Below are 23,846 nucleotides of genomic sequence, written 5' to 3'. Positions count from 1 at the left end.
CGCCGTCCAGGTACGCCGTCCGGACCGCTGTCCGTCCGGTCAGCGAGCGCCCGCCGCCCTGGTCAGTTCGCCGATCGACTGCTGCCCGAGTGAGACCCGGACCAGCGCGGAGGCCAACCGGGGGAAATCCGCCCCGCCGACCAGTCCGGCCAGTTTGTCCGGTGTGGACGGCAGCCCGAGCCGGCCGGCCGCGTTCACCGCCCGGCGGTCGGCGTACGGGCGCAGCTCCGGCCAGACCGCCTGCGCCTCCCGGAGGAAGATGTCCGCCCCGGTCGGCCCGATGCCGGGAAACCGGGTCAGTTCGCGGCGGAGGGCGGACCGGTCATCGTCGGCCTCCCGGTGCAGCCGGCGCAGATCGCCCTTCCAGCGCTCCAGGCACAGCCGCGCCCCGTTGCCCAGCATCGTCGCGGTCCGCTCGTCGTAGCGCCGGTAGTGCCCCCGACCGAGCGCATCCACCCGACCCTGCCAGCCCAGCGACTCGGTGCCCTGCGGGGTGCGGCAGCCGGCGGCGAACAGCTCCCGGGCGGCGGCCACCGCCACCCCGGCTCGGATCCGGGTGCTGAGCAGCGTGGTGAGCAGCAGCAACTGGTAGAGCGGGCCGGGCCGGTCGGCCAGCCGGATGCCCGCCTCGTCGGCGTACGTCCGGCCCTGCCGGTCCAGCAGCACCCGTACCAGGGCGCGGTCACGGTTCATCCCGTCCGGTTACCCGCGCAGCCGCTGGCTGCACCGGGGCGGCCGACCGAATGGCGCCTCCCGCACCGGGTAACCCCAGGCCGGGTACCCGGTCGTGCGTGACGCGCCCGGCGAACCGGACGGTTGCGAACCCCCGGGGCACCCCGCCGGTCGGCGCACCGACGCCGGCCGGCGCCCACCATCGAGCGGTACGACGGCGGAAGGGGACGGCGATGACGAACGTGCAGCAGCCGGAGATGCGCCGCAACGAACTGAACCCGACGGTGCAGGAGAGCAAGCGTCCGCGCCCGGGTGACCCGGCACGGGTCCGGGGCGGCGACGGCCGGCGGATCCCGCCCGAGCAGGTGTCTCCGTACGGCCCGTCGGCCCGGCCGGTCGCCGAGGATCCCGACCAGCGGGCTGCCGGCCGCAGCGAGGCGCGTGGGGTGGGTTGACCGGTTCGGTACGGCATCCGTCGCGGTGTCGTACTGGTGTCAGCGCGGGCGCCGGGAACGGCGTAGCTGACCGAGGGTCGCCACGGCGACCAGCCCGTACGCCAGGTGCGGCACGATGTCGGCGAGCCAGTCCGTACGGCTCCAACGGCGCGGATCGGTGACGCCGAGCGCCGTGAGCGTGCCGTCGGACGCCAGCATCGCACCGGCACCGAACAGCCCGGCCGCCACCGGCCCGGGTAGCCGGCGCAGCCCGACGACGGTGAGCGCGGCCCCGGACAGTACGCCGGTGGCGTAGCCGAGCAGGGGTCCGAGGCCCGAGCGGCGGTTCGCCGCCCGGTCCTCGGGCCCCAGACCGATGTGCAGTACCTGGGTCAGCCGCCCGGCACTCTCCTCCGGGGTGTCGCTGGCCGGCCTGCCCCGCAGGGTCATGTCCAGGAAGGTCACCACGTTCAGCGCGACACTGCCGACCGCGCCGGCGATCGCCCCGTCCACCGCGTCGGTGACCGGGCCGCCCGGCGCCGGCCGGTCCAGCAGGCCCACCATCGCACCCCGGCCGGTCACTTCGGTTCTCCGGGGCCGCGTTCACCCTTGGGGCCGAGTCCCCGTTCGCCCCGGACGAAACCGGGCCGGTCGCCGTCCTCCCGCAGATGCCGGTTGGCGGCGGTGTCGGCGGTTCCGTCGGTGTTGCGCCGGCCGGAGTTGTCGATCCGTTTGCGCAGCCGCGCGCGCTCCACGTCGTACGCGTTGCTGCCCGGTCGTGGTCCTGGCATGGGCTGCCTCCCGTCGTGTCGGGCGCCGTCCCGGCTGGTCTACCCGCCCGGGTCCGGGCCATTCACGCAGCGTGACGGCTCGGACGGCGCTCGGGTGCCCGCGTAGTCTTCCAGTGCGGTCCGCCCCGGGTCGGCCGGTACGGGCGATCGGACATATGGGACGATCGGCCGACAAGGCCGGGTTGCCGTCACCGGTGCGGCAGCGCCGTGGCGGGGTCGTTGCCGGCCGAGAGGCGGGCGGAAACGGGTACGGGTGATCGGTCATGCGTGACGTGCTGGACGAGCTGGACCGCTGGTGGCGGGCGGGCGAGCCGGTCGGCATGGCTACCGTCGTGGCCACCTGGCACTCCGCGCCCCGTCAGGCCGGTGCCACCATGCTGGTCGGCCCGGACGGGGCGGCGGTCGGCAGCATCTCGGGCGGCTGCGTCGAGGGCGCCGTCTACGACCTGACCCGGCAGGTCACCGCCACCGGACGACCGGCCCTGCAACGGTACGGGGTCTCCGACGACGACGCCTTCGCGGTCGGATTGACCTGCGGCGGCACCCTCGACGTCTACGTCGAACGGGTCGACCCGACCGGCTTCGGCGAGTTCGCCGAGGTGGCGGCCTCGATCCGGGCCGGTGAGCCGGTGGCCGTGGTGACCTGCGTGTCGGTCGACGACTCCGACCCGGCCGGGCGGCTCGGCCGGCGACTGGTCGTCTGGCCGGACCGGACGGCCGGCACCCTCGGTAGCGTCAGGCTGGACGCCGCCGCCACCGACGACACTCGTGGCCTGCTCGCCGCCGGTCGCACCGGCACCCTCCGGTACGGCTACCACGGCCAGCGCCGCGGCGACGACCTGCTGCTCTTCGTCGCGTCGCATGCCGCACCGCCCCGGATGATCGTGTTCGGGGCGATCGACTTCGCCGCCGCGCTGGCCCGGATCGGCGCGTTCCTCGGCTACCGGGTGACCGTCTGCGACGCCCGCCCGGTCTTCGCCACCCCGCGCCGGCTGCCCGACGCGCACGAGGTGGTCGTTGACTGGCCGCACCGCTACCTGCGGGCCCAGGCCGACGCGGGTCGGGTGGACGAGCGCACGGTGGTCTGCGTACTCACCCACGATCCGAAGTTCGACGTGCCGGTGCTGGAGGTGGCGCTGCGGCTGCCGTTGGGCTACGTCGGCGCGATGGGCTCCCGGCGTACCCACGACGACCGGTTGGCCCGGCTGCGGTCGGCCGGCCTGTCCGAGGAGGAACTGGCCCGGCTCTCCTCACCGCTCGGGCTCGACCTCGGTGCGCGTACCCCGGAGGAGACCGCGGTCAGCATCGCCGCCGAGGTCGTGGCCGGTCGCTGGGGCGGTACGGGCAGCCCGCTGTCGGCGCTCTCCGGCCGGATCCACCACGAGGCCCAGGTGCCCGACGAGGCGACCCCGGTCGGCTGACGCCCGGCCCCGAGCCCTCGGCCGGGCGCTGTGCCGGCCTGTCGACGGAAGCCGCGTCAGGTTGCGGTGACCAGGGTGACCAGGCCGGTCGCGACCAGTACCCCCGCCCAGAGCCGGTCCAGGTTGAGCCAGGCCCGCCGCAGCACCCCGGTACCCAGTACCTCGTGCACCAGCAGCGCGCAGCCGGCGGCCACCGCGAACATCGCCACGGTGTGCACGCCGGCCGCGACCAGCCCGGACAGCGCGCCGGCCGGCGCGGCGGCCAGGTGTCCGCCGTGCCCGGCCCCGGCCGGTGCCGGCCCGGCCAGTAGCACGGGAAGCAGCATCAGCCCGGCACCGTGCGCGGAGGAGACCAGGAACGACCAGCCGGCCAGCTGGGCCAGGGAGAGCCGCATCCCCACCCACCGGAAGTGCCGCCGGGCCAGCATCCGCCACAGCCCGAAGGCAACCAGCAGGGCGCCGGTCGACACCGCCAGCACGGTGCTGGCCAGCATCGATCGGGTGGCGGTGACCAGGCTGGCCAGCACGGCGACCGAGGCGCCGTGCCCGGCCGCGATCGCCGGCAGTGACCGCAGCAGCACCGCCCGGCTGCCCTCCTGGAGACCCCGGGCGACCGCGAACAGCCAGCCCATCGCCGGGTTGAGCCCGTGGAACGCGCCGAGCGCGACCAGCCCGGCGAGTTGGGCCCAGGTCATCTGAAGCAGTACGAGTCGGAGGAGGCGTCGCCGCCCTGCAACCGGGTCTGGTGCACCCGCAGCCCCCGGAAGTCGTCGCCGTGCGGGAAGAACCGCTGGTCGACCGTGATCCCGCCGGCCTCGGGGTCGACGTCCAGCTTGGCCTGCCAGGCACCGACCCCGTCCGGATAGAACTGGTCGTCCCAGGCGCCGTAGAGCGAGTTGGTGAGGTAGACCCGCCGGCCGTCCCGACTCACCTCGACCATCTGCGGACCGCCGGCCAGCGGCAGGTCCGGCCGGGCCGGGTGGGCGACGCGACCGACGATTCCGCCGAGGCGAACCGACCCGGTCCTGACCGGGTGGAACGGGTCGCTGACGTCGTACTGGAGGAGTTCGCCGGTGCCCCAGCAGGAGACGTAGAGGAAGCGGTCGTCGACCGACAGGTCGATGTCGGTGACCAGGGGCGGTACCGCGCCGAACGGCTTGAGTAGTTCGGGCAGCAGCTCCGGGTCGGCCGGCTCGGCCGGGATGTCGATCACCCGGGTGGCGGCCCAGCGCTCGCCGTCGCGGTGCCAGACCCAGATCGATGCGGAGAGGTCCTCGACGCTGATCACCACGCCGACGAAACCGTACGCCTTCGTCGGGTCGTGCGCCGGTCGCAGCTCCAGCGGCATCTGGTACTGGTCGCCGAGGTCGACGGTCTGCACGTGCCGCCGCCGGCGCAGGTCCCAGAAGTGCAGCGCGTGGCCGTACCTGCGGCCGAGCAGCAGCTCGCCGACGATGCCGTCCTCGATCATCGACGGGGTACCCCACTCGGAGCTGACCAGCACGTCCTCGGTCAGGTGCCACCAGAAGTCGTACGCCAGGAACTGCGGTCCCCGGTCCGCCTCCCAGCCGCCGCGTACCTCGAAGGTGTCGTGGTCGAGTACGGCGATCCCGCCGGGGCCGTCGTCGCCGTGCGCTCCGCCGAGGGCCGAGAGATAGATCCCGTCCGGGCCACAGTGCACGGTGTGCGGCCGGGAGTAGCCGGCCCCGTCGGCCAGCTCCTTCGGGTCCAGCACCTTGACCACCTCCGGCCGGGCCGGGTCGGGCCGGGTGTCCAGCACGTAGATCCGGGACGAGCGCAGTCCGGGCACGATCAGGTAGCGGCGCTCGACGTGCGGGTGCGGCGCGGTCGGGCAGAGTGCGCTGCTACAGGCGTTCCAGCCGAAGTGGTGCAGCTCGTCGCCGGTGTACGGCAGGTCCGTCCAGCCCACCACGGTGCCGTAGCCGGTGGAGTCGGGGTCGACGTCGACCACGGCGATCGCGTCGGGGCGCTGCGCCGTCCGGTCGAAGGCGGCGACGTAGGCCAGTTTCTCCGGCGGCGCCTGCACGGCGTCCCGGGGAGAGGCGTAGAAGGTCGGGTCCGGGGTCCATCTGGTCATGGCTGCTCCTGTCCGCGGTCCGCCGGCACGTGCATCGCCTATCAAACCTATCGGAATAGATTGATACACAGGAAGAGTCGGCCCCTAGCGGTGGACGTCGATCCTCTGGTAAGAATTCCTTCAATCTCGATCGCCGCGATCAAAGAAACCTTCAACCCCCTTTTTCGGAGGTCCACCGTGACCGGCAACCCCCTGTCCCGCCGCGACGTCGTACGCGGCGCGGTCTTCCTCGGCGTCGGCGCCGCGACCGGCGGACTCTCCGTCACCGGCGCCCCACCGGCACTGGCCGCGCCCGACACGGCCGCCGCGCTCGCGGTCCCGGTACCGACCATCGCCAGTTGCGCCACCTGGGGAGCCCGCTCGCCGGGCTCGCTCAGCGTCATCTCGTCGTCGCCGGACAAGATCGTGATCCACCACACCGCCGGGGCGAACACCACCAACTACACCCAGGCGCAGGCGTTCGCGATGGCCCGCAGCATCCAGAACTTCCACATGGACGGCAACGGCTGGTCCGACTCCGGGCAGCACTTCACGATCAGCCGGGGCGGCTACGTCATGGAGGGCCGGCACAACAGCCTGTCCCGGCTGCGCGCCGGCAGCGGCATGGTGGTCGGCGCGCACTGCCCCGGCCAGAACGACAAGGGCATCGGCATCGAGAACGAGGGCACCTACACCAGTGCCACCCCGCCGGCCGCGCTCTACGACAGCCTGGTGCAGTTCTGCGCGTACATCTGCGACCAGTACAACATCGCCGCGTCCCGGATCTACGGGCACCGGGACTACGTCGCCACCATCTGTCCCGGCAACGGGCTCTACAACCTGCTCCCGCAGTTGCGCGCCGACGTCGCCGACGTGCTCGCGGGCGGGGGCGGCGACCCGCCACCGTCCTTCAGCGCCATCGTCGACAACACCACCAGCGGCCGGTTCACCGCCAGCGCCAACTGGCTCACCTCGACGTACTCCGCCGAGCGGTACGGCGCCGACTACCGGTACGCCAACCCGGCCGCGGTCAGCGACGTCGCCTACTACAAGGTGAACATCCCGGCCGAGGGGACGTACCGGATCGACGCCTGGTACCCCGGTATCGCCGGCTACAACACCGCCACCCCGTACGTCGTGCTGGCCAAGAGCGGCAACCAGACCGTGGTGGTGGACCAGAGCACCGGCGGCGGGGCGTGGCGCTCGCTGGGCACCTTCACGCTGACGGCGGGGGACAAGAACGTGGTCGGGGTGAGCCGGTGGAGCGGTGCCGCCGGTTACGTGGTCGCCGACGCCGTCCGCGTCACCCGGGTCTGACCCCGGCACACCCGCTCCCGATACCCGTCGGCGCGCATCATCGGCGTGCCGGCGGGTAACGGCGTACCGGAGATCGGCTACGGGGGTGGGGGAGTGCGGTACGACGAGTTCGTCGCCAAGGTGCGCGACCGTGGCGAGTACGCCGACCCGGCGGAGGCGGAACGCGTGACGCACCTGGTGCTCGGCATCCTGGCCCAGCGGCTGACCCCGGACGAGGCCGAGGACCTGGCCGCCCAGCTTCCCGGCCCGCTGGCCGCCACGCTGATTTCGGCCGGGCAGGGCGTCGCCGGCGCGTTCGGCTCGCGGGAGTTCCTGGCCAGGATCGCCACCGGGGCCGGCGCGACGGCCCGGACCGCCGAATGGGACGCCAGTGCCGTGTTGTGCACGGTGGCCGAGGCCGTCTCCGGTGGCGAACTCAACGACGTGCTGACCCAACTACCGTCCGGGTACGCCCCGCTGTTCGGCCGTGCCGGCCTGAGCGGCTGACGCCCCGCGCATCCCGGATCTGTCTCGCCCCTCCCGCCAGGTTCCCGCCGCCGGCCCCGGTTCTGGGCTAGCATCCTAGGATGCCTTACAGGACGTGGCTCCGCTCACACAAGGCCGCCAAAACCCGAAGACACCGGACACGGACGACCGCGCCAAAATCGGGCCGGATATAGTGGCACGGCAATTGAGCAGCCACGGGAGCCGAATGCGCCGTAACCGGGGCTGTGCCAGGTGCCGGGGCTCGTCCGGAATGCGTCAGGCGTTTCCGGGGGAGGAGCCGGCCGGAGCGCGCACCGGTTTCTGGACCGTCCTCCGCCATCGTGCGGACGCCGGGCCGTGGCGCGGAGGGAGGTTCGGTGTCGCGTCGGCCGGCGCGGGCGAATAGTGCCCAGCCAACCGGTGACGCCGCCGCCGGGCCCGTCGGCTCGACGGGGCGGATCCTCACCGTCCCCAACCTGATCAGTTTCGTCCGGCTGCTCGGCGTACCCCTCTTCCTCTACCTGTTCCTGGTCGCCGAGGCGGACGTGGCCGCCGTGGTCGTACTGGCCGTCGGCGGCCTGAGCGACTGGGTGGACGGCTTCGTCGCCCGCCGGTTGCGCCAGGTCAGCCGGCTCGGCGAGCTACTCGACCCGGTCGCCGACCGGCTCTACATCCTGGCCACCCTGGTCGCGCTGACCGTGCGCGAGGTGGTGCCGTGGCAGTTCACCGTCGCGTTGCTGGCCCGGGACGTCGTGATGACCGTCAACCTGGCCCTGCTCCGCCGCTACGGCTACCGGCCGCCGCCGGTGCACTACCTCGGCAAGACGGCGACGTTCGTGTTGCTGGCCGCGTTCCCGGTGCTGCTGCTCGCGGCGGCGGTTCCCGGTGCGGCGACCGCTGCCGGGGCGATCGGCTGGGGGCTGGCCCTGTGGGGGCTGGCGCTGTACTGGCTGGCCGGCGGGCTTTACGTGATCCAGGCGGGCCGACTGATCCGGTCGGCCCGGTCGGCGCGGGCGGAGGTGGGATGACCGAGCAGGGCAGGCGGACGTACACGCCCGATTTCCTCACCGAGCTGTTCCAGAACCCGCTCGATCCCGGGTACGCCGATGCCGCGCAGCGGCGCCGTCGCGCCGATCCCGCTGTCGGTTGGCGGCGCTCGCTACCCCGGGCGGTGAGCCTGTTCACCCTGGTCCTGCTGGGGCTGCTGCTGGCGGTGGCGTACCGCCAGACGATGGCGGCGGAGCCGAGCCGCAGCGAGGCGCGGGCCGGGCTGGTGGCCCAGATCAAGCAGCGGGAGGCGGAAAACGCGACGCTGACCGACCGGGCCGACCGGTTGCGTGCCGAGGTGATCCGGCAGCGGGATGCCGCGCTGTCCGGCAGCGCGGCGGCGAACCTGCGGAACCTGGAGGCGGCCACCGGGCTGGGCCGGGTACGCGGCGACGGCCTGGTGGTCCGGGTCGCGGACGCGTCGAAGGAGTCGGACGCGGTCACGGGTGCCGGCGGGACGAATCTCGGCCGGGTGCTCGACCGGGACCTCCAGGACATCGCGAACGCGTTGTGGAGCGGCGGTGCGGAGGCGGTCTCGATCAACGGGCAGCGGTTGACCGCCACCTCCACTATCCGGGCGGCCGGTGGTGCCATCCTGGTCGACTTCAAGCCGGTGATCGGCCCGTACGAGGTGTCCGCGATCGGTCCCGGTCAGCTCGAACGCCGGTTCCGGGACAGTGCGGCGGCCCGGCTGCTGGACAGCGTCTCGGAGGAGCACGGGATGTCGTTCGAGTTCCGGAGCGTCGACGACCTGACCCTGCCGGCCGCGACGGAGCCGCAGTTGCGCTATGCCACCCCCTCGCCCTCGCCCGCTCCGACGCCGTCCGGGTCGTCGGGCGGCGGCGGGGCGTCCCCCAGTCCGCATGGAGGCGGCCGATGATCGCTGTGCTCGCGTTGCTCGCCGGGGTGTTGCTCGGCGTCTGGTTGGATCCGACGGTTCCGTCGGCCCTCCAGCCGTATCTGCCGATCGCCGTGGTGGCGGCGTTGGACGCGGTGTTCGGCGGGGTGCGGGCCAAGCTCGACGGCATCTTCGACGACAAGCAGTTCGTGATCTCGTTCATCTCGAACGTCCTGGTCGCCGGCCTCATCGTCTATCTGGGTGACCAGCTCGGGGTGGGTGGGCAGTTGTCCACTGGTGTCGTGGTCGTACTGGGTGTCCGGATCTTCGGCAACGTGGCGGCTATTCGCCGGCACCTGTTCCGGGCGTAGGTTCGACGGCGATGGCGGAGACGAGCGACGAGAACGGCCGGGACGCGGCGGCCGGGCGGGTGACGCCCGGCGGTCCGGCGTCGACCCCGGACACGCCCGCCACACCAGCGGCGTCGGGGCGTCGGGAGGGGTCTGGCGCGGCGGAGCGGCCGGGTGGCGTGGACGGGGCCGTGGTGTCGGCCGACGACGGGCCCACCGTCCGGCTGTCGGCGGACGACGGGCCGACGGTGCCGCTGCCGGGTAGCGGGGAGCCGGCGCCGGAGGGCGACGAGACGGTGCCGATCCGGTCCGGGACGGTGTCGCCGGTTCGCCGACTGCTGCCCCGGCTGACGGCGGCGAACGCGATGATCGGGGTACTGCTGGCGCTGTTGGGGTTCACCCTGGTGGTGCAGTTGCGGACCAACTCCACGGACGCGTCGTTGGAGACGACCCGCCAGGAGGACCTGGTGCGGATCCTGTCGGACCTGGACGCCCAGGAGGAGCGGGTCCGGCAGGACATCGCCGGTCTGGAGGAGAGTCAGCGGCAGTTGAACTCCGGTGCCGAGGGGCGGCAGGCGGCGTTGGACGAGGCGACGCGCCGGGCCGACGAGTTGGGCATCCTGTCGGGGCGGTTGCCGGCGCGCGGGCCGGGGCTGACGGTGAGTTTCGCGCCGGTGAGCAAGCCGATCGCGGCGTCTCGGGTGTTGGACGCGGTGCAGGAGCTGCGGGGCGCGGGTGCGGAGGCGATGCAGATTTCCGGTGGTGACGGCGCCACGGTACGGATCATCGCGTCGACGTACTTCCTCGACGCGGACGGCGGGATCTCGGTGAGTGGGCGACGGTTGACGGGGCCGTACACGATCACGGTGATCGGCGATCCGAAGACCATGCAAACCGCACTGAACATCCCGGGCGGGGTGGTGGCATCGGTCAGCGGCGACGGCGGTAACGTGGCGATCCAGGAGCGGGAGGTGGTCGACGTGACGGCCCTCAGCCCGCCGAAGGATCTGCAACATGCGCGTCCGGTCTCCTGACCGGCGTGGTCGGGGCGGCGATCGGGCGTCCCGGCATTGACTGGTGCGACGACGAAGGACGCGTCTGGTGATTCCTGAGGACCTGCGGTACACCGCCGAGCACGAGTGGGTGGCTGGCGACGGCAGCGGACCGGTGCGGGTGGGCATCACCCACTTCGCGCAGGACGCGCTGGGCGACATCGTGTACGTCCAGCTCCCCGACGAGGGTGCGACGGTGCAGGCCGGCGAATCGTTCGGCGAGGTCGAGTCGACGAAGAGCGTTTCGGAGATCTACGCGCCGTTGACCGGCACGGTGGTGGCGCGCAACGAGCAGCTCGGGGACACCCCCGAGGTGATCAACACTGATCCGTACGGTTCGGGGTGGTTGGTCGAGATCGCGCCCAGTGACGCGTCGGCGGTGGCCGGATTGCTCACCGCCGAGGCTTATCGGGAGCTGACCGAGAGCTGATCGTGGTGACGTCGGCGCGCGGTTGTGTCCGCGCGTCTGGTTGCCCTGTATTTCGGCGCTGGCTAGGCTCGCCCAGTCGACCGAGAACCAATAGTTGCGCGTTGCGGAAATGCCTTCCCGGGCACGGGGGAGCCAGCCGCTGGGCCTCTAGGGCGCCCGGCGGCCAGACCCGTCACACCCGACGCCGACCGAACAGATCCGTGAGGTGGTCCCAATGACGCGCCCAGACGACGAGTTCCCCCCACTCGACGTCACATCGACGCTGAACCTTGGTTCTCTCGACGAGATGTTGGAGGGGCCCGAGACCGACGTGGTGCCGAGCCGGATGTCCGGCTCGCTGCCTCCGGGGATGGCGTTGCTGGTGGTTCGGCGTGGCCCGAATGCCGGCGCCCGGTTCCTGTTGGACCACGATGTGACGACGAGTGGTCGGCACCCCGACAGCGACATCTTCCTGGACGACGTCACGGTGTCCCGCCGGCATGCCGAGTTCCACCGGGACGGTGGCACGTTCACCGTCCGCGACGTCGGTTCGCTGAACGGGACGTACGTGAACCGGGAGCGGGTCGAGGCAGCGACGCTGAGCAACGGCGACGAGGTCCAGGTCGGCAAGTTCCGGCTGGTCTTCATCGCCGGTCCGCGTCCGGAGGAGGGGGCCGTCCGGGGGTGAGCGAGAGTGCGGCGGCGGCTGTTCCCGGCCCGGGGACGGCCGCTCGGGGCCAGCCACCGAACCTTTTCCCAGCTGATCCGCGCGGCGCGCGGCCTCCGACTTCCACTCACGGTCACGACGGACCGCAGGGGGAGGTGGGAAAGGGTTCGCTGATGAGTATCGGTGAGGTGTTGGCGCAGCTACGGGTCGAGTTTCCCGACACGACGATCTCGAAGTTGCGCTTTCTCGAGTCCGAGGGTCTGGTCGAGCCGCAGCGCACGCCGGCGGGTTACCGCAAGTACAGCTGGGACGACGTGGCGCGGTTGCGGTTCGTGTTGACCGCTCAGCGTGACCAGTACCTGCCGTTGCGGGTGATCCGGGAGCAGCTCGCGGAGGCGGACCGGGACGGGTTGCCGGGGCCGGAGCGGCATCGGCCGTCGCTGGTCGCGGTGGGGCCGGACGGTGAGGTGCCGGGGCGGGAGGTTGCCGCTCCGGTTGCCGAGTCGTCCGATGCCCGGCTGGGTCGGTCCGAGTTGGTGTCCCGTAGCGGGCTCGCCGAGCCGTTGTTGGCCGAGTTGGAGCGGATGGGGCTGTTGGTGTCGCATCCGCCGGGCTGGTACGACGCGGACGCGTTGGTGATCGCGCAGGCGGTGGCGGGGTTGGCGGCGTACGGGCTGGAGCCACGGCATCTGCGTGGTTATCGGACGGCGGCGGATCGCGAGGTGGGTTTGTTCGCCCAGTTGGTGGCGCCGTTGGCTCGGCAGAGCGATCCGGCGGCCCGGGCGCGGGCGGCGGAGGCGGCGCGGGAGTTGGTGGGCCTGTCGCAGCGGTTGCACGCGGCGCTGGTCCGGGTGGGGTTGCGCGGGACGTTGGGGCGGTGACGGTCGGGGCGGCGGTTGATGCCGTCCGGGCCGGCTCTGCGCCGGTTGACGCTGTGTCGGTGTGGCTTGGCGCACTCGGACAGCAGGAAAGATCTGCGGCGGTGGGCGTGGCGTACGCTTCCCGGGGTAACCCGTGCGGTGCGGCGGGTACGCAGGCGGCGCGCGTGGGGCGGTGTTATCCGAGCCCGTGTACCGTGCAGGGAAGGGGCATACCAGCCTCGGCGGCGGGTAGCATCGGCCGCCGCAGGACGGTGGTGGGGCACGAGACGACGGCGACACGGAGGCAGCGGTGCGCGAGCTGAGCGTGGTCGGGGTTCGGGTGGAGCTACCCACCAACCAACCGATCGTTTTGCTCAGAGAGGTCGAGGGCGACCGTTATCTGCCGATCTGGATCGGTGCGGTGGAGGCCACCGCGATCGCCTACGAGCAGCAGGGGGTCAAGCCGGCCCGGCCGCTGACCCACGATCTGCTCCGGGACATCCTCGCCGCGTTGCAGGCCCCGCTGCGGGCGGTGGAGATCGTCGAGTTGAAGGAGAACGTCTTCTACGCCGATCTGCTGATCGGGGACGGTCTGCGGGTGTCGGCCCGACCGTCCGACTCGATCGCGTTGGCGTTGCGGGTGGGTGCGCCGATCCGTTGTGCGGAGCAGGTGCTCACCGAGGCCGGGATCATCATTCCGGACGAGCAGGAGGACGAGGTGGAGAAGTTCCGGGAGTTCCTGGAGCAGGTCCGTCCGGAGGACTTCGCCGGCTGACGGCGGCTCGGTCCGGTCGGCCGGGTCGGTGTCGGCGGCTGGTTGTCGGGTAACGATCCATTCGCCCGTGTGGTAACCCTGCGGTGATCCCCGAGTGCGGCGTGTCGCGGCATTTCCTGCCGGGCAACCCTCCAGCCGGCCTATAGGGTTGGGCCTGTCGAGGGGTGCACGTCCCGGAAACGACGTGTCACCGCACGGGCGGGGAGGTTGTCCGATGCATGAGCCACAGGACCCTGATCCGGGTAGGTCGAATCCTCAGGGTATGGATCAGCGGCACGTCGACGGGCCTCGTGGGGGTGCGGAGGAGCACCCGGTCCCGGGGTTGTCGGTGGAGGACGGCTCGGTCGGCTACCGGGGCGTGACGGCATGCCACGCGGTAGGGATCAGCTACCGGCAGCTCGACTACTGGGCGCGTACGGCGCTGGTGGTGCCGAGTGTGCGGGACGCCTCCGGGTCGGGGACGCAGCGGCTCTACTCGTTCCGTGACCTGGTCGTGCTGAAGGTGGTCAAGCGGCTGCTGGACGCGGGCGTGTCGTTGCAGAACATCCGGCGGGCGATCGACGCGCTGCGGTCGCGTGGGGTGGCGGACCTGGCCGGGATCACGCTGATCTCGGACGGAACGACGGTCTACGAGTGCCGTTCTCCGGAGGAGGTCGTCGACCTGTTGCAGGGTGGGCAGGGGGTGTTCGGGATCGCCATCGGTGGGGCGTTCAAGGAGGTCCAGGGCTCGCTGTCGCATCTGCCGGCGGAGCCGGCCGGTGAGGTGCCGTTGGCGGGCGAGTCGCCGGAGCCGGCGGCGGTGGAGGCCGGTGACGAGTTGGCGGCCCGCCGGGCTCGTCGGCGCGCGGGCTGACGTCCCGGGCGGGGCGGCTGGTCGCCGCTGGCTGGGACGTCAGCCCGCCCGCTGGTCGCCGCCGTGACCCCGCCCGGTGTTTGTCGGAGCGGTGGTGACGATTTCGGAGCGGTGGTGACGAGTTCTGGTCGCCCGTTCCGGAACGCAGGTTGTCGGGTGTCCGGTTCCGGTGCCGCCGAGCTGTCATGATCGCCACCGCATAATTGGCGGTATGCCGTCTGCTGTGTCGCCGGAATCGTCCGGCTCCGGTCGTACCCGTCGATTCGCCGCCCTGGTCCGGGCCGTGGCCGCCGCCGCGCCGAGACTCCGTCGGTGGCGGCGCACGATCGGGTTCGGCCTGCTGGTCGCGGCGCTGCTGTTGCCGGTGTCGGTGGTCGGCAGTGTGGTCTGGGTGCGGCGGTCGGCGCAGAACCATGTCTTCGCGGTGGCGGACGTTCCGGCGGCGCCGGTCGCGCTGGTGCTGGGCGCGCAGGTGTATCCGGACGGCACCCCGTCGCCGTTCCTGGCCGCCCGGTTGGGGTTGGCCAAGGAGCTGCTGGACGCCGGCAAGGTCCGGGCGCTGCTGGTCTCCGGCGACCACGGGCGCTGGGAGTACGACGAGCCGGGTGCGATGAGCCGCTGGCTGGTGGAGCGCGGCGTGCCGGCCGGCAAGGTGGTGCAGGACCACGCCGGCTTCGACACCTACGACTCGTGTTCACGGGCGCGGCGGGTTTTCGGCGTCGACCGGGCCATTGTGGTCACCCAGAGTTTCCATGTCGAGCGGGCGGTGACGGTGTGCCGGCGGGTGGGCCTGGATGCGGTCGGTGTCGGCGACGACTCGGTACGCCGGTTCGAGCGGGCTTGGCGGTGGGGCGGGTTCAGGGAGAACTTCGCGGCGGTGAAGGCGGTCTACGACGTGGTGACCGGGCGGGATCCGGTGTTCCTCGGCCCGGCGGAGCCGGGGGTCCGGGACGCGTTGGCGGGATGAGTCGTCGCGCACCGTGACCGGGGTCGCCGGGGCGGGGTCCGATGGGGATGATGGGTCGGGTTCAGATCGACAGCGATGATCGCCGCCCCGGTTGGGTACGGATGACACCGATTCGGGTTGCATGACACGGAACGGGTGGGCGGGGTAGTGTCCCCACCCAGTGCCGCCCGTCGGCCGTCCGCCCGCCGGGTCGGCACTGTTGGTGCCACCCCCCACACGCCGCGCGATCCCCCTCGCGCCGGAAGGAAGACCGTGACGGATCCCCAAGACAGTGCAGTGGCATCGCCCGAGGACGGCGCCACGACCAACGGCAACGGTGCCGCCCGCCCCTCCCACTACGAGCGGATCGGCGGGGCGGAGTCGGTCAAGGCCGCCGTGCGGCTGTTCTACGACCGGGTGCTCGCCGACCCCGAGCTGGCCGGCTACTTCACCTCGGTGAACATGGAGGAGCAGCGGCGGCACCTGGCGCTGATGCTGACCGTGGTGCTGGGCGGGCCGAACACCTACGCCGGGCGCGGCCTGGCCGAGGCGCACCAGCCGCTGAACATCCCGGACGAGCACTACGCCAAGGTCGGCGGGCACCTGATCGACACCCTGACCGCTCTCGGCGTGCCCGACGACATCCTGGACGACGTTCGGGCGACGTTGGGTGCGGTGCGCGACCAGGTGGTGTCGAGCGGTACTGCGGCGGGCGTTTGACCGTGGACGTCGCTCGTCTCAAGCAGAGCTGGCACCTGGTCGCCGGGCACGGCGACCAGGTGCCGCTCTTCTTCTACTCGACTCTGTTCCTCGCCCATCCCGACGTCCGGCAGATGTTCCCGACGAACATGGCCGGGCAGCGGGACCGGCTCGTCACCGCCCTCGGTCACATCGTGTCCAACGTGGATCAGGTGGACCAGCTCGTCGGTTTCCTCCAGTCGCTCGGTGCCGACCACCGCAAGTTCGCGGTCCGGGCGGAGCACTATCCGGCGGTCGGTGAGGCGCTGCTGGCCACGCTGGCGCATTTCCTCGGCGAGCAGTGGACCGAGGACCTGGCCGCGGACTGGACGGCGGCGTACGGGCTGGTCGCGAAGGTGATGTCCGACGGTGCGACGGCGGCGGAGAACGTCAGCCCGCCGTGGTGGGTCGGCGAGGTCGTCGCGCACGAGTCGCGGACGTTCGACATCGCGGTGTTGACGTTGCGTCCGCAGTACCTGCTGCCGTTCGAGGCGGGTCAGTCGATCGGGGTGTCGAGTCCGGCGACCCGGGCGTGGCGGTACTACTCGCCGGCGAACGCGTCCCGTGCCGACGGCACGATCGAGTTGCACGTGCGGGCGGCGCCGGGCGGTGCGGTCAGTTCCCGGCTGGTGTACGGCACGAGCGTCGGTGACCAGGTGCATCTGGCGGCCCCGGTGGGGGAGCGGCTGACGTTGCGCCGGGCGGCCGGCGGTGGCGACCTGCTGCTGCTGGCCAACGGCACCGGCTGGGCGCCGTTGAAGGCGCTGGTGGAGCAGGTGGCGGCGGAGGGCGGTGGCCGGCGGGTCGACGCGTACGTCGGTGCCCGGTCCCGTACCGAGTTCTACGACGTCGAGGCGACCGAGAAGCTGGCGGCGTCGTATCCATGGTTCCGGGTGACGTACGTGGTCAATGCCGACCCGTCACGGCCCGGTGAGTTCGTCCAGGTGGTGGACCGCGCCCTCGCCGACGGCGACTGGCGCAACCGGCACGTCTTCGTCTGCGGGTCCGATCCGATGGTGTCGGGTTCGGTCAGTGGCCTGGCGCAGGCCGGTTACCACGCCGGGCAGCTGCACTACGAGGCGCTGGGTGGGCAGTGGTATTCGCCCGGACGGCGGACCGGTGAGGTGCAGGAGCAGAGGCCGGCAGACGGAGGTACGCAGTGAGCGCCAGCCCGATCAGCGAGTACGACCGCGCCACGGCGCTGTCCGGTCCGAGTCCGCGGGTCCGGATGACCGCGGACCGGGTCCGGCGGTGGGAGTTCAGCAGTTCGTCGTTCACCCGGCGTGGCTACGACGACCGGGACGTGGACCGGTTCCGGCACCAGGTCGCCGACGAGTTGGACCTGTTGGCGACCCAGTTGGCGGATCTGCGGGCGGAGAACCAGCGGCTGCACGACCATGTGGAGCTGCACCGGCACGGGGTGTTGCCCAGTGCCAGCAGCCGGCCGCAGTTGCCGGGGGCGAAGGAGGTGAACCTGCTGTCGGCGGCGCAGCGGGAGGCGGAGCAGATCATCGCCCAGGCGCACGACTACGCCCGACGGGTCGCCGAGTACGCCCGGGTGCAGTACGAGAACTATCTGCGGGCGGCGGCCGAGGACGCCCGGAACGAGGCCGAGCGGGCGGTGCAGGACTACCGGGCGCAGGCGGGGTCGAACTTCGACGACTCGGTCGCGACCCGGGAGGCGCTGCGGATCTTCGGCGAGATGATGATCTCGCACATGCAGGCGGCGGCGCGGCATCTCGACGACGGCAGTGAGCATCTGGCCCGGACGATGGACCGGATCGCTCGGGAGGCCGGTGCGCAGGTTGCCGCCGCGCCGCAGGGGTCGGGTCGGCCGGCGCTGTCGCCGCGTCCGGAGCATCCGCGCCAGATGTGAGGCACCGTCCTGGCCTGTCGGCGTGGCCGGGTGGGGACTCTGGAGTGTGCTGTCGGTGTCCGGCCGGCGACCGGACGGTCGCCGGCCGGCCGGTCTGTGCCCCTGCCGTGGGCCCGGTAGCGCCGGAACGTGCCACCCCCGGCGCGATGCCCCGGGTCACCCCACAGGATTAGGTCGCCGCCGGCATACACAGTGCACGGACTCCGACCCGGACGGCTCTGGCGCACCGTCGCCAAGATCCGGTACAACATGTCGACGCCATTTCGGCGCGCCACGTACCGGGGGATCGATGACGCCTGCGCTGGAAATCAACGGGTTGACCAAACGGTTCGGCGAGAAGCTGGCCGTCGACGCGATCCACCTGCGGGTGCCGCAGGGCTCCTTCTACGGGCTCGTCGGGCAGAACGGTGCCGGCAAGACCACCACCCTCTCGATGGCCGTGGGCCTGCTGCGGCCCGACGAAGGTACCGCCCGCATCTTCGGCGCCGACGTCTGGTCCGCCCCCGACGAGGCCAAAGCGCTCGTCGGGGTACTGCCGGACGGGCTCGCCATGCCGGAGCGGCTGACCGGCCGCGAGGTACTCACGTTTCTCGGCCTGCTGCGCGGGATGCCGCGCGACGAGGTGCTGCGTCGGGCCGACGAACTGCTCGACGTGCTGGAGCTGTCCGGGGCCGGCGGCACGCTGGTGATCGAGTACTCGACCGGCATGCGTAAGAAGATCGGCCTGGCGACCGCGCTGCTGCACGCGCCCCGGCTGCTCGTGCTCGACGAGCCGTTCGAGGCGGTGGACCCGGTCTCCGCCGCCACGATCAAGACGATCCTGCGCGGCTTCGTCCGGGGCGGTGGCTCCATCGTGCTCTCCAGTCACGTGATGGCGCTGGTCGAGCAGCTCTGCGACCATGTCGCCGTGGTCGACGCCGGGCGGGTGGCCGCGGCGGGCCCGCTCGACGAGGTACGCGGGTCGCGGTCGCTGGAGGACACGTTCGTCGCCCTGGTCGGCGGCGAGGACGGCGGGGTCAAGGAGTTGTCGTGGCTGTCGCGCTGACGATGGCCGCGATGAAGGTCGCGGCGCTGTGCCACGCCCTGCGCGGGGAACGGGCCCAGAGCGCCGGACTCGGCGCGGTGCTGGGAATCGTGCTCGCCGGCGGCACGATCTATCTCGCGGTCCGCGACCTGGACCTGCTCGCCGCCGCATACGCGGTGTGGTTGCTGGGCTGGCTCCTCGGCCCGGTCTTCATGGGCGGCGGTGACGAGACGCTGCGCCCGGAGTACTTCACCCTGCTGGGCCTGCCGCCGCGCCGTCTCGCGGTCGGACTGCTGGCGGCGGCGTTCGTCGGACTGCCGCCGCTGGTCAGCCTGACCGCGCTGCTCGGGCTGGTCGTCGCCGGCGCGCGGCTCGGCCCGGTCGCGGCGCTGGTCGCGGTACCCGCGATGCTGCTGCAGTTGGCCGTTTTCGTGTTGCTGTCCAAGGTGGCGGTGGGGCTGGTCGGGTTGGCGCTGCGCAGCCGGCTGGGCGCGATCAGCACCGGCGTGCTCAACGGCGCGATCCTGGCCGGGCTCGGGCAGATCTGGGTCGTGTTCCTGGCCCTGGGGCAGACCGGGGTGCCGCCGCTCGTCCGGTACCTGCCGTCCGGCTGGGGGCTGCTGGCGGTGCGCGGGTCGTGGTGGGCTCTCGGCGCGCTCGCCGGGCTGATCGCGCTGCTGCTGTTGGCGTGGGCGGCGCTGCTGCGGCTGCGGGTCGGTGCGTCCCGGGCGTCGGGGCGGGCCCGCAGGCCCTTCCTCGCGCGCACCGCAGACGGGGCGATCGTCGCCAAGGAACTGCGGACCTCGTCGCGCGACCTGGTGCGGAACTACCAGTTCACGTTCGCGTTCGCCTACGGCGTCTGCTTCGCCGCGAGCCCGCTGCTGGTGGGGTGGAACGGGATGCTGCCGTACGCGGGCCCGGTGTTCATCGTGATGGCGGGCGCGATGGCGGCCAACGTCTACGGTACCGACGGCACGGCGCTGTGGTTGACGCTGATGACGCCGGCCGCTTCGGACGTACGCGGACGGCAGCTCGCGTGGCTGGCGACGCACGCCCCGGTGGCGGTGCTGCTGACCGTGGTCTGTACGGCGGTCACCGGTGGCCCGTGGCCGCTGATCCTCGCCCTGCTGCCGGCGCTGCTCGGCGGCGCGGCGGGCCTGGTCCCGTTGATCTCCGTCTACGGCCTGGTGCCGGGCACCGACCCGCACAAGCGGGCGAACAACCCGTTGCGGACCAGCGAGGACGAGGGAAGCCTGACCGGTCAGGCGTACCTGGCGCTCGCCCTGATCGTCGCGACCGCGCTGCCGGCGGGTTTCGTGGCGATCCGGTTCGGCTGGGCCGGGGTGGTCGTCGGGATTGTCACGGGTGCGCTCTGCTGGTGGGGTTTCGGGCGGCTGGCCTCGGCCCGGCTCCGGGAGCGCGGGCCGGAACTGCTGTCCACCATGCGTACCGGCCGCAAGGCCGGCGGGACGGTCCAGTCACGGTTCACGGAACTGTCCAAACCCCGCAAGGCGGTGGCGTGGTGGTGCTTCGGCTTCGCCGCGATCCCGCTGATCCCGCAGGGCATCCTGGCGGCGGTGTTCGTGAGCCGCGACATGCTGCACCACACCTGGTTCCTCGCCACCTACATGCCGCCGGGCCTGCGGTACCCGGTGGCGCTGGGCTTCGTCGTCCTCGGCCTCGCGATGTACGCGCTCGGCACGTGGATCGTCCTACCGTCCCGACAGCCGGGCACCGTGGAGTAGCCGATCAATCACGGTGTTCTCGGCGCCGGCAGGTGAACGGGCCCGCGTCCGGAGCGGTGCCTGCCGGGCGGGGTGGGTTCCCGCTGTTCCCGGGCCGTGGCCGGGGAGGACGGTGTCGCCGAGGAGCTATCGGCGGGAAGCGTCGGTGATGGTTTCGAGTTCGGCTTCGAGTTCGGCTTCGAGTTCGGGGGCTTCTGCGGCGCCCAGGCGTTGAAAGATCGCCAAGGCGTGTTGCAGGTCGCCGAGACCGGCGGCGACACCGGTGGCCAGGGTGCACCGGCCGATACCTGCCAGGGCCCGCGCCTCGTCGAGCGGTTGGCCCAGGTCCCGGGCCAGTCGAAGTGCCTGGTCGTGCCAGGTGTACGCCTGTCCAGGCTCACCCGAGGCTCGCAGCAGATCGCCCTTATAGTTGAGGATCTCCACTTCGCGTTTGCGGTCGCCGGAGTCCTGAAAGGCGGTCAGGGCTTCGTCCAGCAGCGTGGCGGCGCGGATGTAGTCCCCTGCTATCCGTCGCAGGACACCCAGGTTGGCGAGGGCGAATGCTTGACCGTAGTTGTTGGGCAGGCCCCGGAAGGTGGCCAGGGACTGCTCCAGCAGGGTGGCGGCTGCGGCGTAGTCGCCGGTCATCCGTCGCAGGACACCCAGGTCGGCGTAGAGCCATGCCTGACCGAGGCCACTGCCGAGGTCCCGGAAGGTGGTCAGGGCCTGCTCCATCAGTGCGGCTGCCTGGGTGTAGTCGCCGGTCGTCATCCGCACGAGACCCAGCTCGCCGCAGGTCCATGCCTCGCGGTTGCGGTCGCCGAGTTCTCGACTGATGGTCATAGACTGCTCCAGCAGCGTGGCGGCCTGGGTGTAGTCGCCGGCCAACTTGTACAGGACGCCGCGCATGGTAAGGATGTAGGCCTCGTCCATTCCGTTGCCTAGGTTCCGGCTCAGGGTCAGGGCCTGCTCCATCAGAGCGGCAGCCTGGGCGTAGTCTCCGACCTCTCGCCGAAGGACGCCGAGTTCGGCGAGGGACCACGCCTCGCCGACCTGGTTGTCGAGCTCCCGGAATTTGGCCAGGGCCTGCTCCTGCAGGTCGGTGGCCTGCGGGAACTCCCCGATCATCCGCCGGAGGACGCCGAGCTCGGCGAGGGACCACGCCTCGCCGTGCTGATTACCGAGGTTGCGGAATTTGGCCAGGGCCTGCTCCTGCAGGTCGGTGGCCTGCGGGAGTTCCTCGAGAAACCGTCGGAGGACACCGAGTTCGGCGAGGGACCACGCCTCGCCGACCTGGTTGTCGAGCTCCCGGAATTTGGCCAGGGCCTGCTCCTGTACGTCGGTGGCCTGCGGGAACTCCCCGATCATCCGCCGGAGGACGCCGAGCTCGGCGACCGCCCAGGCTTCCGTGTGCAGGTCACCAAGATCTCGGCAGGTGGCCAGGATGTGATTCAGTTGTTCGATGGCCTCGGGCCAGGGCCCGTCCAGGCCCAGCAGTGGAGCAAGGCTGACGGCGAGGCTGACCGTCCGGGTGTGATCTTGTTGTTGTCGAGCGTGCGCGATGCAGGCGAGCAGGTTGGCCCTTTCGGTGCGCAGCCATGTGGTGGCCCGGGCAGGGTCGGGCAGGTCGGGCACCGGACTGCTAGTCGCCGGGACCACAGTGCGACGCGCCGGTGAGGAGCGAAGGCGGATTCGCGCGGCGGCCACGTAGGCGACATGTTGGTAGTGGTCGACCAGCCGGCTGACGGCCTCGTCCTGTTCGGCGGGGGTGGCTTGCGCCCGGGCGTACGCGATGATCAGGTCGTGCAGGCGGTACCGGTGCTGCCCGGTGCTGTGTTCCAACAGGCGGTGGGAGTGCAGGTTGCGTAGGTGCCGGCGGACCACCGCCAGGGGCAGGTCGGTCAGAGCCGCAGCGGCGAAGGTGTCGACGTCGGCGCCCGGGGTGAGGCTGATCAGCCGCAGGACGCGTTGCTGGTCGGCGGTCAGGCGTTGGTAGGACAGGGTGAACGCGGACGCCACCCCGATGTCCCGGTCGTCAAGGCGTTCGTCGATGTTGACCAACCGGTCCTGGGCAGCCGTCAGCTCATCGGCCAACTCACCGACCGGATCGGCGTGGTCCGGGTCGATGCCTGCGGCGAGAATGGCGATGGCCAGCGGCAGCCGGCCACACAGCCGTACCACGTCGACTACTGCGGGGTGTTCGTTGACGTGGAGGCGTCGGGGGCAGACCCGGCTGAACAGCTCGACGGCGTCGGGTTCGGGCAGTACCCCGAGCGGCAGCAGGGTCGCGCCGTAGCTGCGGCGCAGGCTGGTCAGCCGGCGGCGGCTGGTGACCAGAACCATGCACGAACCCGATCCGGGTAGTAGCGGGGCAACCTGGTCGCCGGTGGCGGCGTTGTCGAGGACCAGCAGCATGCGTCGCCCGAATGCCTGGTCGCGCCACCGCGCGGCGCGATCCTGGAGACCGTCGGGAATGTGGTCGGGGGACAGGCCGGTGGCCATCAGCAGCCCGGCCAGGACGTCGGCCGGATCGGCCGGGGTGTGGTCGATGGTGTGGGCGTGCAGGTCGACGAAGAGCTGACCGTCCGGGTACCGGTCGACGAGCTGGTGGGCGACGTGCACAGCAAGGGCGGTTTTGCCGACTCCCGGCATACCGTCGATGGCGTGGATGGCCACGACCCCACCTCCGGCGTCCCCGATGGCTTCGGTGATCGTTCGCACCTGGTCGGCACGGCCGGTGAACGTCGCGACGTCGGCCCGCAGGGTCCGCACCACCCGTACCGGTGCTGGTTGCGCGGCCAGCGCGGAGCCGAAAATGGTGACCGGAGCGTTGAACACCCCGATGTGACCGGGGTCGGGTGCGGTGGCGGCTCGGCCGCTGTCCACACTATTGCCGGCTGTCGGGCCCGCGATGTACCGACCGGAGGCAGGTGGCCCTGCTACGCCTCCGGCGATTGTGGGGGGATCGGCGGCTGCCCGGAAAGCATCACGGTGACCGGCCCCGTCATCGTGCCCGCGACCGGGCCGTAGCTGGTGCCGATGCGTACGCTGTTGTCGCCGACCTGTGGCTGCTGCGCCCCACGTAGGTCCAGGTCGTACCTCCCGGTCCGGATCCCCGCCGGGTCGGCCAGTTCCAGCAGTTGACGGGCGATGGCCAGGACTTCCTCGTCGTGGTGGGCGCCGACCACGGTCAACTCCGCGCCCAGTCTTGCCCGCCACTCCTCAGGGTCGGTCGACTCGGCATCCAGGACCTGCACCGCCGAAGGACGGCCGGCCAACCGACGCCGGAGCACATTCCGCAGCCCGGTGTACGCATCGAGCACCGCGGCCTTCGCCGCATCACCCGCACCCACACCTGCCCCGGCGACCAACGCCGCCATGATCAGCTCTACGCCTGTCACCGACCCGCCCCTCCTGCAACGCGTTCACCGATGACCTTCGACGCCTACGATAAGCGACCGACGCATCACCAGATAGTCCTCCCGGTTGGTCGGACTCGCCGACGTCCTG

Annotated in this window: 26 protein-coding genes; 19 read left to right on the top strand and 7 right to left on the bottom strand. The window is 71.7% G+C overall.

Features of this window, described 5'->3' with window-relative positions:
* Positions 1-39: 39 nt before the first annotated feature.
* Positions 40-693 carry a hypothetical protein gene (locus Pen02_RS12930; protein ID WP_203866220.1) on the bottom strand — a complete coding sequence of 218 codons (654 nt, stop codon included), beginning with the start codon at positions 691-693 and terminating at the stop codon, positions 40-42.
* A 212-nt stretch (positions 694-905) separates the two neighbouring features.
* On the opposite strand from Pen02_RS12930, the gene Pen02_RS12925 reads away from it, so the two are divergent.
* On the top strand, positions 906-1,127 hold the full coding sequence (locus Pen02_RS12925; protein ID WP_203866219.1) for a hypothetical protein: 222 nt from the start codon (positions 906-908) through the stop codon (positions 1,125-1,127).
* 39 nt (positions 1,128-1,166) lie between these two features.
* Here Pen02_RS12925 and Pen02_RS12920 read toward each other — a convergent pair whose 3' ends face one another.
* A complete protein-coding gene (locus tag Pen02_RS12920; RefSeq protein WP_203866262.1) occupies positions 1,167-1,670 on the bottom strand; it encodes a hypothetical protein in 504 nt (167 codons plus the stop codon).
* A gap of 14 nt (positions 1,671-1,684) precedes the next feature.
* Positions 1,685-1,897: a phosphatidylethanolamine-binding protein gene (locus Pen02_RS12915; RefSeq protein WP_203866218.1), complete on the bottom strand. Its 213-nt coding sequence runs from the start codon at positions 1,895-1,897 to the stop codon at positions 1,685-1,687.
* Between the two features lie 263 nt (positions 1,898-2,160).
* Between Pen02_RS12915 and Pen02_RS12910 the strand changes: the two genes are divergently transcribed.
* Positions 2,161-3,318 carry an XdhC family protein gene (locus Pen02_RS12910; protein ID WP_203866217.1) on the top strand — a complete coding sequence of 386 codons (1,158 nt, stop codon included), beginning with the start codon at positions 2,161-2,163 and terminating at the stop codon, positions 3,316-3,318.
* 56 nt (positions 3,319-3,374) lie between these two features.
* On the opposite strand, the gene Pen02_RS12905 is transcribed toward Pen02_RS12910, so the two are convergent.
* Positions 3,375-4,013: a hypothetical protein gene (locus Pen02_RS12905; protein ID WP_203866216.1), complete on the bottom strand. Its 639-nt coding sequence runs from the start codon at positions 4,011-4,013 to the stop codon at positions 3,375-3,377.
* Positions 4,010-5,416: a selenium-binding family protein gene (locus Pen02_RS12900; RefSeq protein ID WP_203866215.1), complete on the bottom strand. Its 1,407-nt coding sequence runs from the start codon at positions 5,414-5,416 to the stop codon at positions 4,010-4,012. The genes Pen02_RS12905 and Pen02_RS12900 overlap by 4 nt, the downstream gene beginning before the upstream one ends.
* 177 nt (positions 5,417-5,593) lie before the next feature.
* Between Pen02_RS12900 and Pen02_RS12895 the strand changes: the two genes are divergently transcribed.
* The 17 genes from Pen02_RS12895 (at position 5,594) to Pen02_RS12815 (ending at position 20,357) form a co-directional block, all read left to right on the top strand.
* Entirely contained in the window at positions 5,594-6,712 is a 1,119-nt protein-coding gene (locus Pen02_RS12895) for a golvesin C-terminal-like domain-containing protein (RefSeq protein WP_239140568.1), read from the top strand.
* A gap of 45 nt (positions 6,713-6,757) precedes the next feature.
* The gene (locus Pen02_RS12890; RefSeq protein WP_203866214.1) at positions 6,758-7,198 is read left to right on the top strand and encodes a DUF2267 domain-containing protein; all 441 of its coding nucleotides are present in this window, start codon (positions 6,758-6,760) and stop codon (positions 7,196-7,198) included.
* A gap of 356 nt (positions 7,199-7,554) precedes the next feature.
* On the top strand, positions 7,555-8,205 hold the full coding sequence (clsA, locus tag Pen02_RS12885; protein ID WP_203866213.1) for a cardiolipin synthase ClsA: 651 nt from the start codon (positions 7,555-7,557) through the stop codon (positions 8,203-8,205).
* Positions 8,202-9,104, top strand: a complete 903-nt coding sequence (locus tag Pen02_RS12880; RefSeq protein ID WP_203866212.1) for a DUF881 domain-containing protein — start codon at positions 8,202-8,204, stop codon at positions 9,102-9,104. Before clsA ends, Pen02_RS12880 begins: the two co-directional genes overlap by 4 nt.
* The gene (locus Pen02_RS12875) at positions 9,101-9,433 is read left to right on the top strand and encodes a small basic family protein (RefSeq protein WP_203866211.1); all 333 of its coding nucleotides are present in this window, start codon (positions 9,101-9,103) and stop codon (positions 9,431-9,433) included. The genes Pen02_RS12880 and Pen02_RS12875 overlap by 4 nt, the downstream gene beginning before the upstream one ends.
* An 11-nt stretch (positions 9,434-9,444) precedes the next feature.
* Entirely contained in the window at positions 9,445-10,446 is a 1,002-nt protein-coding gene (locus Pen02_RS12870; RefSeq protein WP_203866210.1) for a DUF881 domain-containing protein, read from the top strand.
* 67 nt (positions 10,447-10,513) lie between these two features.
* On the top strand, positions 10,514-10,894 hold the full coding sequence (gene gcvH, locus Pen02_RS12865; RefSeq protein ID WP_203866209.1) for a glycine cleavage system protein GcvH: 381 nt from the start codon (positions 10,514-10,516) through the stop codon (positions 10,892-10,894).
* Between the two features lie 214 nt (positions 10,895-11,108).
* Positions 11,109-11,561, top strand: a complete 453-nt coding sequence (gene odhI, locus Pen02_RS12860) for an oxoglutarate dehydrogenase inhibitor Odhl (RefSeq protein WP_101365931.1) — start codon at positions 11,109-11,111, stop codon at positions 11,559-11,561.
* Positions 11,562-11,713: 152 nt separating this feature from the next.
* Complete coding sequence (gene ftsR, locus Pen02_RS12855) at positions 11,714-12,421, top strand: transcriptional regulator FtsR (RefSeq protein WP_203866208.1); 708 nt, start codon at positions 11,714-11,716, stop codon at positions 12,419-12,421.
* 289 nt (positions 12,422-12,710) lie between these two features.
* A complete protein-coding gene (locus Pen02_RS12850) occupies positions 12,711-13,175 on the top strand; it encodes a bifunctional nuclease family protein (RefSeq protein WP_101365933.1) in 465 nt (154 codons plus the stop codon).
* A 214-nt stretch (positions 13,176-13,389) separates the two neighbouring features.
* The gene (locus Pen02_RS12845) at positions 13,390-14,028 is read left to right on the top strand and encodes a MerR family transcriptional regulator (RefSeq protein ID WP_372445606.1); all 639 of its coding nucleotides are present in this window, start codon (positions 13,390-13,392) and stop codon (positions 14,026-14,028) included.
* 211 nt (positions 14,029-14,239) lie between these two features.
* Positions 14,240-14,995 carry a SanA/YdcF family protein gene (locus Pen02_RS12840; RefSeq protein WP_203866207.1) on the top strand — a complete coding sequence of 252 codons (756 nt, stop codon included), beginning with the start codon at positions 14,240-14,242 and terminating at the stop codon, positions 14,993-14,995.
* A 252-nt stretch (positions 14,996-15,247) separates the two neighbouring features.
* A complete protein-coding gene (locus tag Pen02_RS12835; protein WP_239140560.1) occupies positions 15,248-15,694 on the top strand; it encodes a group I truncated hemoglobin in 447 nt (148 codons plus the stop codon).
* A 2-nt stretch (positions 15,695-15,696) separates the two neighbouring features.
* A complete protein-coding gene (locus Pen02_RS12830; RefSeq protein ID WP_203866206.1) occupies positions 15,697-16,875 on the top strand; it encodes a globin domain-containing protein in 1,179 nt (392 codons plus the stop codon).
* A complete protein-coding gene (locus tag Pen02_RS12825) occupies positions 16,872-17,588 on the top strand; it encodes a DivIVA domain-containing protein (protein WP_239140559.1) in 717 nt (238 codons plus the stop codon). The genes Pen02_RS12830 and Pen02_RS12825 overlap by 4 nt, the downstream gene beginning before the upstream one ends.
* A 289-nt stretch (positions 17,589-17,877) precedes the next feature.
* Positions 17,878-18,633, top strand: coding sequence for an ABC transporter ATP-binding protein (locus Pen02_RS12820; protein ID WP_203866205.1), 756 nt, complete (start codon positions 17,878-17,880; stop codon positions 18,631-18,633).
* Positions 18,618-20,357: a GumC domain-containing protein gene (locus Pen02_RS12815; RefSeq protein ID WP_203866204.1), complete on the top strand. Its 1,740-nt coding sequence runs from the start codon at positions 18,618-18,620 to the stop codon at positions 20,355-20,357. Before Pen02_RS12820 ends, Pen02_RS12815 begins: the two co-directional genes overlap by 16 nt.
* Before the next feature lie 126 nt (positions 20,358-20,483).
* Here the strand turns inward: Pen02_RS12815 and Pen02_RS12810 are convergent, their stop codons facing one another.
* Positions 20,484-23,222, bottom strand: a complete 2,739-nt coding sequence (locus Pen02_RS12810) for an ATP-binding protein (RefSeq protein ID WP_203866203.1) — start codon at positions 23,220-23,222, stop codon at positions 20,484-20,486.
* Between the two features lie 53 nt (positions 23,223-23,275).
* Entirely contained in the window at positions 23,276-23,737 is a 462-nt protein-coding gene (locus tag Pen02_RS12805; protein WP_203866202.1) for a Het-E N-terminal domain-containing protein, read from the bottom strand.
* Positions 23,738-23,846 lie beyond the last annotated feature (109 nt).

The sequence above is a fragment of the Plantactinospora endophytica genome, assembly GCF_016862915.1.
In the GTDB taxonomy this organism is placed as follows: Bacteria; Actinomycetota; Actinomycetes; order Mycobacteriales; family Micromonosporaceae; genus Plantactinospora; species Plantactinospora endophytica.
The sequence above is the reverse complement of the archived record's forward strand: the minus strand, read 5'-3'. Positions and strand labels throughout refer to the sequence as shown.

Bases quoted from the DNA above. Each gene is read 5' to 3' on its own strand.
- ftsR (WP_203866208.1), top strand. From the start codon at position 11,714: ATGAGTATCGGTGAGGTGTTGGCGCAGCTACGGGTCGAGTTTCCCGAC.
- Pen02_RS12820 (WP_203866205.1), top strand. From the start codon at position 17,878: ATGACGCCTGCGCTGGAAATCAACGGGTTGACCAAACGGTTCGGCGAG.
- Pen02_RS12925 (WP_203866219.1), top strand. From the start codon at position 906: ATGACGAACGTGCAGCAGCCGGAGATGCGCCGCAACGAACTGAACCCG.
- Pen02_RS12840 (WP_203866207.1), top strand. From the start codon at position 14,240: ATGCCGTCTGCTGTGTCGCCGGAATCGTCCGGCTCCGGTCGTACCCGT.
- Pen02_RS12910 (WP_203866217.1), top strand. From the start codon at position 2,161: ATGCGTGACGTGCTGGACGAGCTGGACCGCTGGTGGCGGGCGGGCGAG.
- Pen02_RS12880 (WP_203866212.1), top strand. From the start codon at position 8,202: ATGACCGAGCAGGGCAGGCGGACGTACACGCCCGATTTCCTCACCGAG.
- odhI (WP_101365931.1), top strand. From the start codon at position 11,109: ATGACGCGCCCAGACGACGAGTTCCCCCCACTCGACGTCACATCGACG.
- Pen02_RS12915 (WP_203866218.1), bottom strand. From the start codon at position 1,897: ATGCCAGGACCACGACCGGGCAGCAACGCGTACGACGTGGAGCGCGCG.
- Pen02_RS12845 (WP_372445606.1), top strand. From the start codon at position 13,390: ATGCATGAGCCACAGGACCCTGATCCGGGTAGGTCGAATCCTCAGGGT.
- Pen02_RS12900 (WP_203866215.1), bottom strand. From the start codon at position 5,416: ATGACCAGATGGACCCCGGACCCGACCTTCTACGCCTCTCCCCGGGAC.
- Pen02_RS12905 (WP_203866216.1), bottom strand. From the start codon at position 4,013: ATGACCTGGGCCCAACTCGCCGGGCTGGTCGCGCTCGGCGCGTTCCAC.
- Pen02_RS12870 (WP_203866210.1), top strand. From the start codon at position 9,445: ATGGCGGAGACGAGCGACGAGAACGGCCGGGACGCGGCGGCCGGGCGG.
- Pen02_RS12930 (WP_203866220.1), bottom strand. From the start codon at position 693: ATGAACCGTGACCGCGCCCTGGTACGGGTGCTGCTGGACCGGCAGGGC.
- Pen02_RS12920 (WP_203866262.1), bottom strand. From the start codon at position 1,670: ATGGTGGGCCTGCTGGACCGGCCGGCGCCGGGCGGCCCGGTCACCGAC.
- Pen02_RS12875 (WP_203866211.1), top strand. From the start codon at position 9,101: ATGATCGCTGTGCTCGCGTTGCTCGCCGGGGTGTTGCTCGGCGTCTGG.